The organism is uncultured Campylobacter sp. (genome assembly GCF_938045225.1).
GTDB lineage: Bacteria > Campylobacterota > Campylobacteria > Campylobacterales > Campylobacteraceae > Campylobacter_A.
Genome location: NZ_CALINL010000080.1, coordinates 14,513 through 30,877, shown reverse-complemented (window position 1 = coordinate 30,877; position 16,365 = coordinate 14,513). Strand labels below are relative to the sequence as shown.

The window sequence follows — 16,365 nt, the reverse complement described above, 5'->3', positions numbered from 1 at the left end:
GATGCAGTGTTGCAAATTTCATCGCTGGCTCTTCTAGGTCAAAGTCCTCTCTCATAAGCGCGCGCCTAAGATCGCCGTCACTTAAAAGAGCGTCTAGCACGCCATCTTTATCGACGATGAGAACAGTGCCAAGCTTGCCATGTGTCATAGTATCGATGGCGCTTTTTAGGCTTGCATTCCAGCGGACTATCGGCAAATTTTCGCTTCTCATCACGTCTTTTACTTTTAAAAATAATCTCTTGCCAAGACTTCCGCCGGGGTGAAAATTTGCAAAATCCTCTTTTTTAAAACCTCGCTTTTCCATCAAACAAACAGCTAACGCATCGCCTAGGGCTAACGTTAACGTCGTCGAGCTAGTCGGTGCGGCATCTAGCGGGCAGGCCTCTTTGCTAACGTCAAGCTTCACAAAGGCATCACTAAATTTACCGAGCGTGCTAAATTTATCCCTCGCCATCGCAACTATCGGCACGCCAAAACGCTGCACGTGAGGTAGGATTTTGGTTAGCTCCTCACTCTCGCCGCTAAAGCTGATAGCTAGCAGCGTATCGTCCTTGCCGATCATACCTAGATCGCCGTGCATCGCCTCGGTCGGATGCATAAAAAAGCTAGGCGTGCCAGTACTAGCAAGCGTCGCGGCGATCTTTGCGCCGACGTGTCCGCTCTTGCCTACGCCCGTAACCACGACTTTGCCTTTAGTTTGGTATAAAATCTCGACCGCTTTTTCAAATTCGACGTCTAAAATCTCGGCATTTCTCGTTAGCTCGTTAGCTTCGGTCTTTAGCACGTTAGCGGCTATTTTTATTATCTCGCTCATTTTTCGCCCTTACATCAGGTATATGATCGGCACGATGGTCGGGTACTTTTTGACTTTTCTAAATATATGCTTGCGGATGACTTGGCGCACCTGGCCTTCGAGCATCCTGCCGTCTTTTAAAAGCTCCTCTTTGACGTTGCTTAGATACTGCTCCAGCACGCCTTCCATCTCTTTTCTAAACTCGCCGTCTTGCTTATCGCCCACGAGTCCGTAGCTGATGACGCGAGGCTTGTTTATGAGCTTAGCGCCGTGGCGGGAAATTTGCGCGATGATCATCACGACGCCCGCTTCAGCCAAATTTTGCCTATCGATCACGACGTCGTCTGAAATTTGCTTGTTGATTTGGTTGTCGATAAAGACCTTGCCCGTTTTTACCGTCTTGGTACGCTTCATGTATTTTTGGCAAATTTCTATCTGATCACCGTCGCTCATCAGATAGATGTTTCGCTCGTCCACGCCGCAGGCTACGGCCGTTTCTTTATGCTTTGCGATGTGGTTGTATTCGCCGTGGACAGGAAGGAAAAATTTGGGTTTTATTAGGCGCAGCATCAGTTTTTGCTCCTCTTGCGCCGCGTGACCGCTCACGTGTATCTCGCTAAAGTCCTGATACGCGACGCTAGCGCCTGATTTGATGAGGAAATTTAGCACCGTAGAGACGCTGCTTTCGTTGCCAGGGATTGCTTTTGAGCTGATGATGATCTGATCGGTCGGCTTTATTTTGATATATTTGTGCTCGTCGGTAGCCATGCGGTATAGCGCACTCATCGTCTCGCCCTGAGAGCCGGTGGTGACGATCAGCACTTCGTTATCTTTAAATTTGCCGACTTCGTTGGCGTCGATGAAAATTTTCTTATCGAGCTTGATATAGCCAAGCTCCATCGCCGTGTAGAGGTTGCGCTCCATGCTGCGGCCGATGACGCAGACCTTGCGGTTGTATTTTAGTCCCCAGTCGATCGCCTGATAGACGCGGTGGATGTTAGAGCTAAACGTGCTCATTATCACGCGGCCTTTGGCTTTGGAAAATATCGCGTCAAAGGTCTTGCCCACGCTGCTTTCGCTTTTAGTAAAGCCCTCTCTGTAGCTGTTCGTGCTGTCGCTCATCAGGCACAGCACGCCGCGTTCGCCGTAGTAGGCTAGGCGACCCAGATCGGTAGGGTAGCCATCTATCGGCGTGTGGTCGATCTTAAAGTCGCCCGTGTGGATGATGGTGCCAGCCTTTGTCGTGATGGCTAGCGCGCTAGCGTCGATGATGGAGTGCGTGATATGTATCCACTCGACCTCAAAATCTCCTATCAGATACGGTTTACGCTTTTCGACCGAACGGAAAAGCGAACGCTCCTGCTTTAGTCCGTGCTCTTCAAATTTGTTATTTATCATACCAAGCGGTAGCGGCGTGGCATAAATCGGAAATTTAAACTCTTTATAAAAGTAGGGCACCGCGCCGATATGATCCTCGTGGGCGTGCGTGATGACGACGCCTTTTATCTTATCTTTTATCTTGCGTACGTAGTCAAAGTCGGGGATCAGGATATCCACGCCGTGCATACTCTCGCTAGGAAAACTCATGCCGATATCCACGATGATCGCGCTCGTGTCGGTCTCAAATATCGTCATATTTCCGCCGATCTCGCCCAGTCCGCCAAGAGGCGTGATTCGGATCCTGTGATCGGTCGAGTTTAGGTATTTCATCGGCTCAAGGCGTAGTTCATGGACGGCTTTGTTAGCCTCCATGGCGCTAGCTATATCTTGCTGCCACTGCTCGTTTCCGTTTAGCTTGGCGGGTAAATTTTTCTTCGGTTTTCTCTGTTTTTTAGGCTTAGCTTCGGCTGTTTGATTTTCGGCGTTAGCGGCTTGCTTGTTAGCGTTTTTATTTTCGCTTTGCACACCGTTTTGGGAGTTTTGTTTGCCATTTTTACTGCGATTTTTTTTGCTGTTTTGTTTGTTAGCGTTAGGTTGTTCGCCGTTTAGCGCGTGCTGTTCGCCGCCGTCAAAAGGCTCTAAAAAGAAATTATCTATCACGCTTTGACTGGCTTTTTGCTCGCCGTTTTGGGGGTTTTGATCTAAATTTTCTTGTTTATTTTTATTTCTCGGGCGAAATCTGCGTTTTTTATTGCTCTTACTCTGAGAGACCACCGCTTTTTCTTCGTTCTTGTCGTTCATCATCTTCCTTTAAATTTTTAAATACTTCTAGATAAAGATCGACATTTAGCTCGTGCGGACGGATATTTGCGCTCAAATTTAGCAGACTGAAAATTCGCTCGACTTCAGGCTTTTCGTAGCTTGAACTCAAATTTTTCATTAGCGTTTTTCTAGGCGCGCTAAAGGCGATTTTGAGGTAAGTTTTAAATTTTTCGTATTCAAATTTACTCTCAAATACTCCGGTTTCGCCTATTAAATTTTTACTTTTTTGCAGTTTTATAACCGAGGAAGTCACCTTCGGCGGTGGATTAAAGCAGCTCGCATCCACGTCAAAAAGCAGCTCGCAGCCGCCTTGAAGCGAGGCCAAAATCGCCAAAGAGCTAAAATCTCTATCGCCGCTTTTCGCGCTAAATTTGAGCGCGACCTCCTTTTGTATCATCACGACCAGGCCGCGACATTTCTCGTCTTCGATCGCATTTAGGATCATCTTCGTAGCGACATAGTAGGGCAGGTTTGCCGCTAAAAAATACGGCTCATCGTTTAGGCCGCCTTCGCTCCACTGATCCAGCGCGTCTTTGCAAAAAAGTTTCAATCGTCCGTTTTGAATTTCGTTTGCGAATTTTTTCTGCAGCAGCGCAAAAAGCTCGGTATCTATCTCGTAGCTAGTTATGCCGCAAATCCGCAAAATTCTAAATGTCAAATCACCTAAGCCAGGCCCAATTTCAACGATACTTTGCGTATCTTTGGGAATCGCTTGGATGATTTTGTTTAGCGTCGCCTCGTCGTGTAAGAAATTTTGTCCGAAGCATTTTTTTGCTTTAATATTTTCCATTTTTTTCCTAAATTTCGCCGATTTTACCCAAAAATATCTTATGTAATGATTAGATAAGTCAAATTTAGCTAAAATAAAGCCAAATTTTAGCCAAAGAAGAGCGATGAATCATTTTGCAAAACGCATAATCCCGTGCCTAGACGTCAAAGACGGACGCGTGGTAAAGGGCGTAAATTTCGTAGGTCTCGTGGACGCTGGCGATCCGGTCGAGATAGCCAAACGCTACAACGAGGAGGGCGCGGACGAGCTGTGCTTCCTCGATATCACGGCGTCGCACCTTGAGCGCGATACGATCGTGGATGTCGTAGAGCGGGTTGCGCGCGAGCTTTTTATCCCGCTGACCGTGGGCGGCGGAATACGCACGATTGACGATATCTCGCGCCTACTAAACGTCGGCTGCGACAAAATAAGCCTCAACTCCGCCGCGATCAAAAACCCGAATTTGATAGACGAAGCGGCGAACAAATTCGGCTCGCAGTGTGTCGTAGTCGCAATCGACGCGAAGAGGACGGGCGAGGGCTATAGCGTGTTTATAAACGGCGGCAGGCTAGATACCGGCAAAGACGCTCTTGCTTGGGCAAAAGAGGCGCAGGAGCGCGGTGCAGGCGAAATTTTACTCACGTCGATGGACTGCGACGGCGTTAAAAACGGATTTGAGTTAAATTTGACGCGGATTTTTAGCACGCTTGACATCCCCGTGATCGCAAGCGGCGGCGCGGGTAAAATGGAGCACTTTAAGGACGCATTTTTAGCGGGTGCGGACGCATGCCTAGCGGCTTCGATCTTTCATTTTAGAGAGATCGAGATTAAAGCGCTTAAAACCTATCTCAGGCAAAACGGCATCGAGGTCAGGCTGTGAAATTTGAGTTCAAATTTGACGCGCAAGGGGGCAGGGCGTGATTATTTCGGCGGGACGAAATGAAGTATTTGCATTTGCGCTACCGATGGGCATCGGGTTAGTGGATATGAGCATAAATTTGACGGCGCTTTTGCAAAAGCGAGCTATGGTTGATGGTTGCGGTAGATACGAGCAAAATTTGACGGCCAAGCAGCAACTTGGCGAGAGGCTAAATTTGATAGATTCGCCGGTTTTAAAAAGTGCGAAATCCGCACAAAATCCGGATAAAATTTTAAATGCGCTGCCGAGTAAAATCATTTTTATAGGCTCGGCAGGACTTTACAAGGAAGGTGAAATTTTTGAAATTTACGAGAGCTCAGCCGCGGCAAATATCGAAATTTCAAGCCTAGAAAACAAGAGCTATTCGCCGATAGAGGGTGAAATCGCCTCTGTTGTTCCACGTGGAACATGCAAGGTAAATTCATCAAATTTTATCACGACCGATCAAAATTTGGCTCATAAGCTTTTTGATCGCGGATATTTTTTAGAAAATATGGAATTTTTTGCCGTCCTTAAAGTCGCACAAAAATTTCAAATCCCCGCTTACGGCATATTCGTAGCGACGAATTTCTGCGACAAAAATGCGCATGACGATTTTATAAAAAACCACGAGCAAGCCAAAAAAGAGCTCGAAAAATACCTAAAACAAAAGGAAATCATTTGAAAAATTTGCTTGATTTTACATTAGACGAGCTAAAAGAGCAGCTCTCGCCGCCATTTCGCGCGAAGCAAATTTTCGAGTGGCTATATAAGAAAAATGCAACTAGTTTTGATGAAATGCTAAATTTGCCAAAAGAAATGCGCGCAAATTTGGCGCAGGAGTTTTGCCTTGATCCGCTAAAGTGCGTCAAATTTGAGCAGAGCGCCGACGGCTCTATCAAATATCTTTTCGAGCTCAAAGACGGACTGCGGATAGAGAGCGTCCTACTGCCGATGAAAGAGGAGCTTAGCGATGAAAACGGTGAGATAGCACGCCACGCTCGTTATACGATCTGCGTTAGTTCGCAGGTAGGCTGCCGTATGGGCTGCTCGTTTTGTCTAACGGGTAAGAGCGGACTAACAAGAAACCTAACGCCAGGCGAAATAGTGGGGCAAATTTTGTGGATAAAAAGAGAAAATAAAATCCCCTATGAACGCCGCGTAAACGTCGTATATATGGGTATGGGCGAGCCTCTGGATAACCTAGAAAACGTTAGTAAAGCCATAAAAATTTTAAAAGAAAACGACGGGTTAGCTATAGCACCGCGCCGCCAGACCGTTAGCACGAGCGGGCTGGGTAGCCAGATAAAAAAGCTCGGCGAGATGGATCTGGGCGTGCTGTTAGCGATATCTTTGCACGCCGTTACTAACGAGCTTCGCAGCAAGCTAATGCCGATAAATAACGCCTACAAAATCGAGTCCGTTATGGAGGCGGTGAGGGGGTTTCCCATCGATATGCGCAAGCGAGTGATGTTTGAGTATCTCGTCATAAAAGACACGAACGACGGTATAAAGGACGCCAAAAAGCTCATTTCGCTACTACACGGCATTAAGGCAAAGGTAAATTTGATCTACTTTAACCCACACGAGGGTAGCGAATACGGACGCCCGAACACGGCCGATATGGAGGCATTTCAAACGTACCTACGAGATCATGGCGTGACCTGCACTATCAGGCAGAGTAAGGGTCTTGACATCAGCGCGGCGTGCGGACAACTAAAAGAGCGCAACAATCAAACAAATGGCAAAACAATAGCCAAGACGGCAAAATGACGCTACTTGATATATTACAGATAGTTTTTGTCTGCATTGTGGTTTTTGCGGGACTCGGACTTATTATAAAGACGGCTTTTTATGACAAACGCGACCGATGATATAGCGTTTTTAAGAGATCAAATAGACAGGAATAACGACGACTCGTTTTTCGTTTTGCTCTACGATTTTTGTTATTTTGATAAGAGAGTTTTCAAAAAAATCCTAAAAATCTGCCTAGAAACCGAGATAGAAGATAGAAATTTGCGTGCCGAAATTTTAGATATTTTACACTTTACGACCTATCTGATGCTCTGTCATCGCGATAAAAAAGATGCGTATAAGATAAAAAACTTCAAAAAAGTCGAGGAAAAATTCGGCGATTATTTTCAGATCATAAGGCAGATCAGCAGGAAATTTATAATGGGGTAACAATGAACGCGCAAAAAATAATGGACGAAATCGACGTATTTTTAAGCAAATCACTACTTAAAAAATCAAAGATAACCAAAGCGCAAATCGTGGATTTCATAGAAACAAAATGGGCGGAAGCAGACGAGGAAAAGTACAAAATCTATGACGCATACATCTACGCGCACCGCATGATAAGTGAATACGAAGAGTTAAAAGACTACGCCAACGTCCTGCGCTGGATCGATGAGATGTATAAGTGCGATAAGGCAAAAGATAGACCGTCCTACGTGAAGGACTATTATAGAGGCGAGCGCTGTCTTGCCTGCGGTCAAAAAGAAGCGGCGCTAAAATATCTGTACAAAAGCTACGAAGCGGACAGGGATTATGTCTTTGCCCGAGATGAACAAATCGCTAAATTTTTTAAAGATTATCTTGCAAATCCCGAAATTTTGCCTGAATTTATAGAAGAAGAGTATGGTGAAGATGAATTTGAGGATTTCGGCTTTGAGATAGAACTCGAGCATTTCGGTAAAATTTTAGAGCAAGAGGCAAAATTTTATTGCACATTTCTAAACAAAAAAGGCGATGAGGTATACGAACCAAGCCGCACGCACTCAAATGCGGTTGATTTTTTAAGGCAAAATCAGGAGGAAATTTTAAACGAAATTCTGACCGAGATTTTCAAAAATTATCCAAAATGGCAAGAAATTTACGACTATCCGAGCGAGACAAAGAGTGATTTTATGCCAAATATCTGCGCGCCTCACGAGCTTGGCAGGCTTTTGGAACTACAAAATATCTATATTTTACTTACCGGCAAAACCGCGAAAATAGGCTTTGAGTTTAGCTGCTCGTGGGATATGGAGCACGGCCTAGGCGTGATGACGCAAGGCGGTAAAGTCCTAAAAATCGGCAGCGGCGAGACGGCATTCGGCTTTTAGCCTTTGGCTATAAATTTACCCGGCCGCCGCGCGCAAATTGATTTTTACTCGTCAAAGGTTTTATTTTTCGTGTGATAAAAGTATAGATACAAAAGTCCCAGCGGCGCGATAACAAAAGCAAAACCATAACAAAGCAGCATAGTTATAAATTTTGCTGCAAGTAAAAATAGCGCATTTACGAAAAATACGTTATCTCCAAATATAAAATCCGCAATGCTCTCATAAACAAAGCGAGAATATGGATACAAAAAGGTGTTTGCGATAAAGATAATATAGCTAAAAATTCGCTTATCGCCTCCATTATACATAAGCGCTATAAACAAAGCCGTAAAGATAGCGCCGAAAAATAGCTACTGCAGGTAATAAGACGCGCTAAGTCCGCCGAAAGTTTTTTTAATAAAACTCATGAAAAATGCTCCTTAAATAAAATTTTGTATAATTCTACCCCCCCCCCCATAAATTTTTGCTTAATCTAACTTGCCGGTGCTAAAACCCGTTTCCACCGTCTAAATTTAACCGCACACTAACTAACAAGACTAAATTTACTAACGAAATTTACGTTAGTTTATCTTTTTAGCTTTTTTATTAAAACCGAAATAGAGTAGGGTTACCAAGCAAGCAGGCAAGCGCGTAATGTCATATATCCGAAATAAAAATGCTATTTATGCGGGGCGTATCGTGCCTAATCGTAGCTAAATTTTGCGGCATCGTTTTGCGCTTGATGCTATCGCTGGCGGATGTTGCATATCTAAAATTTACCGTTTTTATGCTGCAAGATTTTATAAAACTAGCGAACGGAAAATAAAACACTGATAATAAAAACAGCCTGACAAATCGGTTCAAAATCTATCCGTGCTTTACGAGTTTATAAAATTCATCTTGTGCGTCGAATTTAGATTTTATTCTGTATTCTATACCATCGAATTTAAAACAAATTTCATCCGAGTGCAGCAACAGTCTAGGCGCTCCGGTCGTTAAAATTCGCTCGGTTTTGCTCATCTCTTTATCTAAAATTTTCTCGATTTGCGGTCGTGCTAGGCCGTAGAGCGGTTCACCTAAAATCTTATGTTCCACGTGGAACAAATGCAAACGAATTTGATGTTGTCTGCCCGTGAGCGGTACGGCTCGAACCAGCGTCGCATCGATATCGGCAAAATACTTTATCGGCAAAATCTCCGTCACTGCGCTTTTGCCGTCCTCGCAAATTTGCATTCGCATTTTCACGTCGTCGTAGTCGTTTGCTAGATCCATATTCACTTCGATACGCAAATTTTCGCTTATCTTTCCCTGCGCGAGTGCGACGTAACTTTTATAAACTTGCCTATTTTCAAAAAGTTTTTTTAAATTTACGACCGCGTTTTTGTCTTTGCCCACGACGATGAGTCCGCTCGTTTCGCAGTCTAGACGATGTGCGACCGACGCTTCGCGACCGTAGAGTGACCAAATTTCGTCATTTAACGAGTACTCGCAATGTCTGCCGTTTGGGTGGCTAAGCACGCCGCTGGGTTTATCGAAAACGGCAAATTTATCGCACTCAAAAACCGGCTTTAGCCCGCGTGGATTCGTCTCATACTCTATCAGGCAAATTTCACCGCTTAGCAAAGTGTTTTTCTCGCTGACGACCGCGCCGTCGCAGATGAGTCGGCCTTTGTCGATGAGGCGCTGGGCTTCACGCATTTTATAGCCGTTTCGTAGTAAAATTTCATACGCTTTTTGCCATTCGGCATGCGCGATAAATTTATGAATATAAGGCAATTTTCACTCTTTAAATCTAAAATTTAAGGGCAAATTTAGCGGATACTAACCGCCTTTTCAGCCCAGTTTTTATATAATCTTTCCTTAAAAAATTATACAAAAATTCGCATAAAAAAGGCTAAAGATGGTAGAGAGATATTCGCGCGAACAGATGGCGCAGAAGTGGAATATGCAGGCAAAATACGGTGCGTGGCTGGAGGTCGAAAAGGCTGCGGTCAAAGCATGGAATAAGCTGGGCTTTATCAGCGATGCAGACTGCGAGAAAATTTGCAAAAACGCAAAATTTGACATAGCACGCATCGACGAGATAGAAAAGACGACTAAGCACGACGTGATCGCATTTCTAACGAGCGTGAGCGAGAGCCTGGGCGAGGAGAGCCGCTTCGTGCACTACGGCATGACTAGCTCAGATTGCATCGACACCGCCGTCGCGCTTCAGATCAAAAGCAGCATGGAGCTCATCATCGAGGACGTAAAGGGCCTAATGAGCGCGATCAAAACCAGGGCACAGGAGCACAAAAACACGATGATGGTCGGCCGCAGCCACGGCATCCACGGAGAGCCAATCACCTTCGGACTCGTGCTTGCGGTCTGGTACGACGAGGTCGCGCGCGCGCTAAAGCTGCTACAAGACGCCAAAGAGGTCGCCGCATACGGCAAACTAAGCGGTGCGATGGGAAACTTCGCTCACGCACCGCTCGAGTTTGAGGAGCTAACCTGCGCTGAGCTTGGTCTAAAACCTGCTCCCGCGTCAAATCAGGTCATCCAGCGCGACCGCTACGCCCACGTCATCAGCGCTATCGCCGTGCTAGCCGCCACCTGCGAAAAGATCGCCGTCGCCGTGCGCCACTTCCAAAGGACGGAAGTTTACGAGGCTGAGGAGTATTTCAGTCCAGGTCAAAAGGGCTCCAGCGCGATGCCGCACAAGCGCAATCCCGTGCTTAGCGAAAACATCACCGGCCTTTGCAGGATGCTGCGCTCATACGTGACGCCGGCGCTCGAAAACGTCGCGCTCTGGCACGAACGCGATATCAGCCACAGCTCGGTCGAGAGATTTATCCTGCCGGACGCCTTTATCACGGCCGATTTCATGCTCGCGCGCATTACGAATTTGATCGCAAATTTGGTAGTTTATCCGGAAAATATGATGAAAAATCTAAATTTAACCGGCGGACTCGTCTTTTCTCAGCGCGTGCTTCTGCAGCTTCCGCAGCGCGGTATTTCGCGCGAAAATGCGTACAAGATCGTACAGCGCAACGCGATGAAAGTCTGGGCGGATCTGCAAGAGGGTAAAAAAGCGATAAACGAAAACGGCGAGAGCCTGTTTTTACAAAATTTACTCGCCGACGAGGAGCTACGCGCAAGCCTGGGCGAAGCCGAGATAAAAGAGTGCTTTGATTATGCTTATTACGCCAGGCACGTGGATGGGATATTTGCGAGAGTATTCGGAAAGCAGGGCGAAATTTAATGAAAGTACTAAAACGAAACGGGCGCACGGAAGAGCTTGACGTAAGCAAGATCAAAAAATACACAAGCGAGGCGGTCGCGGGGCTAACAAATGTGAGCCTAAGCGAGCTTGAGGTGGACGCGAAAATTCAATTTCGCGATATGATCACGACCGAAGAGATCCAGCAAACCCTCATCAAAACGGCGGTTGAAAAGATCGACATCGACCGCCCAAACTGGACATTTGTTGCGGCGAGGCTGTTTTTATACGACCTTTATCACAAGGTCACGGGCTTTAGCGGCTATAACCACCTGCGCGACTATCTGCAAAAAGGCGAAAAAGCAGGCCGTATCATCCCTGGGCTAAAAGAAAAATACGATCTAGACGACCTAAACGACTACATCAGGCCCGAGCGCGACTTACAGTTTGCATATCTTGGTATCAAGACGCTATACGACCGCTACCTCATCAAAGACCGCAGCGGCGCGCCGATAGAGCTACCGCAGCAGATGTTTATGGCGATTGCGATGTTCCTCGCGCAAAACGAACTAGACTGTCAAGGCTGGGCAAAGAAATTTTACGACCTCATATCTAAATTTGAAGTCATGCTCGCCACTCCGACACTCTCAAACGCCCGCACGACGCGCCATCAGCTAAGCTCTTGCTACGTGGGAAGTACGCCAGATAATATCGAGGGGATTTTTGATAGCTACAAAGAGATGGCCTTACTTAGCAAATTTGGCGGCGGTATCGGCTGGGACTGGTGCAAAGTGCGCGCTATGGGTGGTAGCATCGACGGACATAAAAACGCCGCGGGCGGCATCATCCCGTTTCTAAAAGTCACGAACGACATCGCCGTCGCCGTCGATCAGCTAGGCACGAGAAAGGGCGCGATAGCCGTCTACGTCGAGCCGTGGCACATGGACGTGAGCGACTTCCTGGATTTGCGCAAAAACTCGGGCGAGGAGCGCCGAAGAGCGCATGAGCTATTCCCGGCGCTTTGGATAAACGACCTTTTCATGAAACGAGTCAAAGAAAACGCGCGCTGGACTCTCTTTGACCCCGCAGAAGTCGCCGATCTGTGCGATCTATACGGCGATGAGTTCGAGGCTCGCTACCTAGCATACGAAAACGACGAAAATATCCAAAAAAACGTCGTCATGGCAAAAGAACTGTGGAAGAAAATTTTAACTAGCTATTTTGAATCAGGCATGCCATTTTTGTGCTTTAAAGATAATGCAAACAAAGCCAATCCAAACGACCACGACGGTATCATCAGGAGCTCAAATTTATGCACCGAAATTTTCCAAAATACGCAGCCGAACTATTATAAGATCAAGATCACGTTTGATAACGGCACCGAGCGATTATTTGACGAGGAAGAAGACGTCACGGTTGATAGCGGCATAACCAAAAAGGCCAAAAAACTAAGCGCTCTAGATAGCATCGGCGGAGAGCAAATTTTCATCGTCGAAAAAGAAAGCATAGAGGGCAAAACCGCCGTGTGCAACCTCGCGAGTATAAATTTAAGCAAAATCAACAAAAAAGAGGACATCGAGCGCGTCGTACCGATCGCCGTACGCATGCTAGATAACGTCATCGATCTAAATTTCTACCCGCACAAAAAGGTCAAGCACACCAACCTAGCATCCCGCTCGATCGGCCTTGGCGTCATGGGCGAGGCACAGATGCTAGCCGAGCGCGGCGTGAAATGGGGCAGCTACGAGCACCTAGCGCTGATCGATAGCGTGATGGAGAACATAAGCTACAACGCCATCTACGCCAGCTCAAATTTGGCGGTAGAAAAGGGCGTTTATCCGCTCTTTGAAGGCTCAAAGTGGAGCAGAGGAGTGATGCCTATCGATACGGCAAACGCAAATGCCAAAGCGCTTCTAAACGATAGAGGCGGGCTATTTGACGAGAACGCCTGCGACTGGAGCAAACTGCGCGAAAAGGTCAAAAAAGACGGCATGCGAAACGGCTATCTGATGGCGATCGCACCGACGTCTAGCATCAGCATACTTGTGGGCACCACCCAGACGATCGAGCCCGTGTATAAGCGCAAATGGTTCGAGCACAATCTAAGCGGCATGATACCAAACGTCGTACCAAATCTCAGCCCTGAGACGTGGCAGTTCTACACGCCTGCCTACGAGCTAGATCAGCGCGTACTCGTGCGTGCCGGCGCCATCCGCCAAAAGTGGATCGACCAGGGCCAGAGCCTAAATATTTTCATGAGCCTAGACAAAGCTAGCGGCGGATATCTGAGCGAAATTTACACGCTTGCGTGGGAGCTGGGACTAAAATCGACCTACTATCTACGCTCCGAAAGCCCTGATAGCGAGAAGCTAAACAACGTCGCCGATCGCTCGATCGAATGTGAGGGGTGTCAGTGAGAAAATTTTGCTTTATATTCATATCCTTGCTTTTTATTGGCGGGTGCAGCTTCAAAGACATAAACAGCAAAGACGAAAAAGCAGTGAAACAATACACAGGTATATATGTGGTGGATAAAAAGTCATTTGATGAGATAAAAGAGATAGAGACTCGTCGCTATCAACTAGCAAAGGAGCTTGGGCGTGACAAGAAAGCATATGAAGAGATAGACAAAAAAGCTCCTCAAATTTTATCAAATGGCAAAAAATACTATGCGTATTCAAATCGCAATGCAAATAGAGGCAATCAATCAAAGCATATCGATAGATATGAGGGCAAAATTCTTGATATACTTGGAGAGAATAAGGATAAATTTAAGCTTGACATCAAAAAGAAATACTACTATATAGACGACGATTTGTTTTTAAGCCCCATTAGCTACGAGGTCTCGCGCACATACGAGACAAAGACCTTGGATGTAGGCGGGGACGAGGGTGCTGGCTTTCGTATGTTTTCTAGGTCATGGTCGCAGATAGTTGGCAGCAGCGTATATGACTTGCAAAATTTTAAAGATGTTGGGCGTCAAGAGAAAATTTATGCTATAAACAGTATCGTGGAATTTTTAACAGAATTTGCAGCCTGCCTAGAATACAATAACAGCGAAAAAGCAAAATGTAGCGAACTAAATGTATCGCCAAAAACTCTTCACTCAATGGGACAAGATCTGCTTAAATTTTGCGATATAAGCGATAATGACCAAATCGCTCAAAAATGTGGCTGGGACGCGACCAGCTCTTTTTCAACGATAGGCAAATACATAAACAAAGAGTTTTACAAATACACTTTCGAGTTAGCGACCCAGCTTTGCGACAGCGGACGTAGCCACGATGCTTGTTTTAGGCTAAATTTAGACTATATGGTAGGTAACGGCGTCCCAAAGGACACTCAAAAGGCAGCGCAATACCGACAAAAAGAGAATAAAATCATGAAAGATAATGATTTATTTAATAAGCCCTTTAAAGAGTGATTTTAGGGTTTTTCAAATTTATTTAAATTTAAAAACCCGCTCAAATCCCCCGCTCTCTTAAATTTTAAACCAACTTTCGCTACAATCGCCCAACAAGGAAAAATATGCAAAAAATAATGGGTTTTAACAGAACAAAAAACGAACATATCTTAAACGAAGCGGCCATTCCGAGCGATTTCACACACGCAGCGACAGACGCCGCTACCTAAATATGCGAAACGTCTGCAACGCCCCACTAGCGCGCAAGATCATCCCCGTCATCAACGAAAACGACCCCGTCATAGGCGAAGGCATAAAAGGCGTAAAAGTAGGCGACAATGACACGCTAAGCGCGCTCGTAGCGGGTCTAATAGACGCTGATATTCTCGTGATACTAAGCGACATCGACGGACTATATGATAAAAACCCAAGCGAATTTAAAGACGCTAAATTTATAAATTTAGTCGAAAATATCGATGAAAACGTGATAAAAGCCGCAGGCGCAGAGGGCAGTAAATTTGGCACCGGCGGTATGCGCACAAAGATCACAGCCGCACAGATGGCGACTAAAAACGGCACAAATCTCATCATCGCAAACGGCTTTGATCCGCAAAATATCTTGCACGCGGCAAGAGGAGGGGACGTAGGGACGCTATTTTTAGCAAATAAAAAGGGTATAAACTCGCGTAAATTTTGGCTGGCCTACTCAGCCGAGCAAAAAGGCTCGCTAATTATCGACGAAGGCGCGGCAAAAGCCCTAGCGCATGGCAAAAGCTTGCTAAGCATGGGTGTGAAAGAAGTCTCGGGCGAGTTTGAGCGAGGCAAGATAGTGGAGATAAAAAGCCTGCAAGGCAAAAATATCGCTCGTGGTATCTCAAACTACTCGGCAAGCGAGATCACGCTCATAAAAGGGTGTAAAAGTGACGAGATAGAGGGGATACTGGCTACAAATACGACGATGTTGTTATGGATATAGATAATAACAAATAAGATAAGATTACATAAATGGTAAGAATCTTAGAAGGCTATGAAGGTGATTAAAATAAAATAATTTATAAATCTAGATATAAATTTAGAAGTTCCAAATATCTATATATTCAAATTTTTAGAAATGAGTTGATTGTCAATATAATAATTTTCTATCGATAATGGTTAAATTTTAAAAAATATACTATAATCTATTCTTGATAACAATTCTTATGAATAAAACATAATATTAAAAGTTTAAGGAACGATAAGAATGAGAAAAAGAATCTTGGCTTTAGCACTAGGAGCGGAGCGAACTAGAAAACAGTCCATACTTATCTCACTCTTAATATTAGCCTTACTTACACCAGTAGCATGGTTTTATGGCTTTTTTAATGCGGATTGGTCTTATATCTTGGGTTTTACTGATGCGCCTGAGCTACCCGTTGCTGAGCCTATCAATATCAGCAAAAAAGGGAGCAAAGCAAATTTCTTTGTAAGAGTTGAGGACAAAAAATCTAAAATATTCGTAGATTTACATTACGATAAATACAAACAAACTAGACTAGATAATGAGACTTACGATAGGCTTGTAAAAAAATATCTTTGCACTGATTATTTTGAACGAATATATCCTCCTTTTCCTGTTAAAATCACAGTAAAAGCCATAAAAAATACCAATATAACACTAATTGATAATATTGTTAATCCATCAAGACCAGCCAGAGTAGTTTTCGATAGAACTATATTTTATGAAAAATTAAGTCCTGGGATTTATGAAATCAAAGTGGAAACTATCAATAACTACCCAGAGCTAAAAGACTTAAATGCCTGGATTTATGTAAATTATGATTTTGCAAAGTAAATAAAGATTTTCTTATAAGTATGTGGCTTTCTGTATATTGGCAATGGAAAGTATTACAGACCATTAGGCTTAATCCTAAATACCTTACGTAACGATTTTACTCACACAATAATCACAAAGAAATCTTATCAAATTCAAAGTCAAAATAAGTAGTAAAACAAATAAATTTAGCAAATTTAAA

Annotated in this window: 17 protein-coding genes; 12 read left to right on the top strand and 5 right to left on the bottom strand. The window is 44.8% G+C overall.

Translation table 11 applies throughout. The features are described from left to right. The 3 genes from Q0200_RS03620 to rsmA all read right to left on the bottom strand — a co-directional run. Positions 1-814: KpsF/GutQ family sugar-phosphate isomerase (locus Q0200_RS03620; protein WP_297937851.1), on the bottom strand; the 814-nt coding region annotated here is incomplete at its 3' end. A 9-nt stretch (positions 815-823) separates the two neighbouring features. Then, positions 824-2,974, bottom strand: coding sequence for a ribonuclease J (locus tag Q0200_RS03615; RefSeq protein WP_297937848.1), 2,151 nt, complete (start codon positions 2,972-2,974; stop codon positions 824-826). After that, a complete protein-coding gene (gene rsmA, locus Q0200_RS03610) occupies positions 2,931-3,785 on the bottom strand; it encodes a 16S rRNA (adenine(1518)-N(6)/adenine(1519)-N(6))-dimethyltransferase RsmA (RefSeq protein ID WP_297937844.1) in 855 nt (284 codons plus the stop codon). Before rsmA ends, Q0200_RS03615 begins: the two co-directional genes overlap by 44 nt. Positions 3,786-3,888: 103 nt before the next feature. On the opposite strand from rsmA, the gene hisF reads away from it, so the two are divergent. Genes hisF through Q0200_RS03585 form a run of 6 tightly spaced genes read left to right on the top strand, consistent with a single transcriptional unit; the run spans position 3,889 to position 7,769 of the window. Further along, positions 3,889-4,644: an imidazole glycerol phosphate synthase subunit HisF gene (gene hisF, locus Q0200_RS03605; RefSeq protein WP_297937841.1), complete on the top strand. Its 756-nt coding sequence runs from the start codon at positions 3,889-3,891 to the stop codon at positions 4,642-4,644. Between the two features lie 37 nt (positions 4,645-4,681). Further along, the gene (locus tag Q0200_RS03600) at positions 4,682-5,347 is read left to right on the top strand and encodes a purine-nucleoside phosphorylase (protein WP_297937838.1); all 666 of its coding nucleotides are present in this window, start codon (positions 4,682-4,684) and stop codon (positions 5,345-5,347) included. Next, positions 5,344-6,435: a 23S rRNA (adenine(2503)-C(2))-methyltransferase RlmN gene (gene rlmN, locus Q0200_RS03595; RefSeq protein WP_297937835.1), complete on the top strand. Its 1,092-nt coding sequence runs from the start codon at positions 5,344-5,346 to the stop codon at positions 6,433-6,435. Before Q0200_RS03600 ends, rlmN begins: the two co-directional genes overlap by 4 nt. After that, positions 6,432-6,536 (top strand): cellulose biosynthesis protein BcsF, encoded by a 105-nt coding sequence (gene bcsF / locus Q0200_RS11900; RefSeq protein WP_366118203.1) that lies wholly within the window; start codon positions 6,432-6,434, stop codon positions 6,534-6,536. The genes rlmN and bcsF overlap by 4 nt, the downstream gene beginning before the upstream one ends. Beyond that, on the top strand, positions 6,517-6,846 hold the full coding sequence (locus Q0200_RS03590) for a hypothetical protein (protein ID WP_297937832.1): 330 nt from the start codon (positions 6,517-6,519) through the stop codon (positions 6,844-6,846). The genes bcsF and Q0200_RS03590 overlap by 20 nt, the downstream gene beginning before the upstream one ends. Before the next feature lie 2 nt (positions 6,847-6,848). Then, positions 6,849-7,769 (top strand): hypothetical protein, encoded by a 921-nt coding sequence (locus Q0200_RS03585; RefSeq protein ID WP_297937829.1) that lies wholly within the window; start codon positions 6,849-6,851, stop codon positions 7,767-7,769. A 44-nt stretch (positions 7,770-7,813) separates the two neighbouring features. Here Q0200_RS03585 and Q0200_RS03580 read toward each other — a convergent pair whose 3' ends face one another. Next, complete coding sequence (locus Q0200_RS03580; RefSeq protein ID WP_297937826.1) at positions 7,814-8,092, bottom strand: hypothetical protein; 279 nt, start codon at positions 8,090-8,092, stop codon at positions 7,814-7,816. Positions 8,093-8,433: 341 nt separating this feature from the next. Between Q0200_RS03580 and Q0200_RS03575 the strand changes: the two genes are divergently transcribed. Next, the gene (locus Q0200_RS03575) at positions 8,434-8,574 is read left to right on the top strand and encodes a hypothetical protein (protein WP_297937823.1); all 141 of its coding nucleotides are present in this window, start codon (positions 8,434-8,436) and stop codon (positions 8,572-8,574) included. Between the two features lie 41 nt (positions 8,575-8,615). Here Q0200_RS03575 and Q0200_RS03570 read toward each other — a convergent pair whose 3' ends face one another. Further along, the gene (locus Q0200_RS03570; RefSeq protein WP_297937820.1) at positions 8,616-9,524 is read right to left on the bottom strand and encodes an RluA family pseudouridine synthase; all 909 of its coding nucleotides are present in this window, start codon (positions 9,522-9,524) and stop codon (positions 8,616-8,618) included. 124 nt (positions 9,525-9,648) lie between these two features. Between Q0200_RS03570 and purB the strand changes: the two genes are divergently transcribed. The 5 genes from purB to Q0200_RS03545 all read left to right on the top strand — a co-directional run bounded on the left by purB (position 9,649) and on the right by Q0200_RS03545 (position 16,184). Further along, positions 9,649-10,992, top strand: coding sequence for an adenylosuccinate lyase (gene purB, locus Q0200_RS03565; RefSeq protein ID WP_297937817.1), 1,344 nt, complete (start codon positions 9,649-9,651; stop codon positions 10,990-10,992). After that, the gene (locus Q0200_RS03560; RefSeq protein WP_297937814.1) at positions 10,992-13,367 is read left to right on the top strand and encodes a ribonucleoside-diphosphate reductase subunit alpha; all 2,376 of its coding nucleotides are present in this window, start codon (positions 10,992-10,994) and stop codon (positions 13,365-13,367) included. Before purB ends, Q0200_RS03560 begins: the two co-directional genes overlap by 1 nt. Beyond that, a complete protein-coding gene (locus Q0200_RS03555; protein WP_297937811.1) occupies positions 13,364-14,374 on the top strand; it encodes a hypothetical protein in 1,011 nt (336 codons plus the stop codon). Before Q0200_RS03560 ends, Q0200_RS03555 begins: the two co-directional genes overlap by 4 nt. 211 nt (positions 14,375-14,585) lie before the next feature. Continuing rightward, a complete protein-coding gene (gene proB, locus Q0200_RS03550; protein ID WP_297937808.1) occupies positions 14,586-15,329 on the top strand; it encodes a glutamate 5-kinase in 744 nt (247 codons plus the stop codon). 264 nt (positions 15,330-15,593) lie between these two features. Beyond that, positions 15,594-16,184 (top strand): DUF5625 family protein, encoded by a 591-nt coding sequence (locus Q0200_RS03545; RefSeq protein ID WP_297937805.1) that lies wholly within the window; start codon positions 15,594-15,596, stop codon positions 16,182-16,184. Positions 16,185-16,365: the final 181 nt, after the last annotated feature.

What these genes read in the sequence shown, in the direction of transcription:
- Q0200_RS03615 (WP_297937848.1), bottom strand. Translation starts at nt 2,974, where the DNA reads ATGAACGACAAGAACGAAGAAAAAGCGGTGGTCTCTCAGAGTAAGAGC.
- rsmA (WP_297937844.1), bottom strand. Translation starts at nt 3,785, where the DNA reads ATGGAAAATATTAAAGCAAAAAAATGCTTCGGACAAAATTTCTTACAC.
- hisF (WP_297937841.1), top strand. Translation starts at nt 3,889, where the DNA reads ATGAATCATTTTGCAAAACGCATAATCCCGTGCCTAGACGTCAAAGAC.
- bcsF (WP_366118203.1), top strand. Translation starts at nt 6,432, where the DNA reads ATGACGCTACTTGATATATTACAGATAGTTTTTGTCTGCATTGTGGTT.
- Q0200_RS03590 (WP_297937832.1), top strand. Translation starts at nt 6,517, where the DNA reads ATGACAAACGCGACCGATGATATAGCGTTTTTAAGAGATCAAATAGAC.
- Q0200_RS03585 (WP_297937829.1), top strand. Translation starts at nt 6,849, where the DNA reads ATGAACGCGCAAAAAATAATGGACGAAATCGACGTATTTTTAAGCAAA.
- Q0200_RS03575 (WP_297937823.1), top strand. Translation starts at nt 8,434, where the DNA reads ATGCGGGGCGTATCGTGCCTAATCGTAGCTAAATTTTGCGGCATCGTT.
- purB (WP_297937817.1), top strand. Translation starts at nt 9,649, where the DNA reads ATGGTAGAGAGATATTCGCGCGAACAGATGGCGCAGAAGTGGAATATG.
- Q0200_RS03560 (WP_297937814.1), top strand. Translation starts at nt 10,992, where the DNA reads ATGAAAGTACTAAAACGAAACGGGCGCACGGAAGAGCTTGACGTAAGC.
- proB (WP_297937808.1), top strand. Translation starts at nt 14,586, where the DNA reads ATGCGAAACGTCTGCAACGCCCCACTAGCGCGCAAGATCATCCCCGTC.
- Q0200_RS03545 (WP_297937805.1), top strand. Translation starts at nt 15,594, where the DNA reads ATGAGAAAAAGAATCTTGGCTTTAGCACTAGGAGCGGAGCGAACTAGA.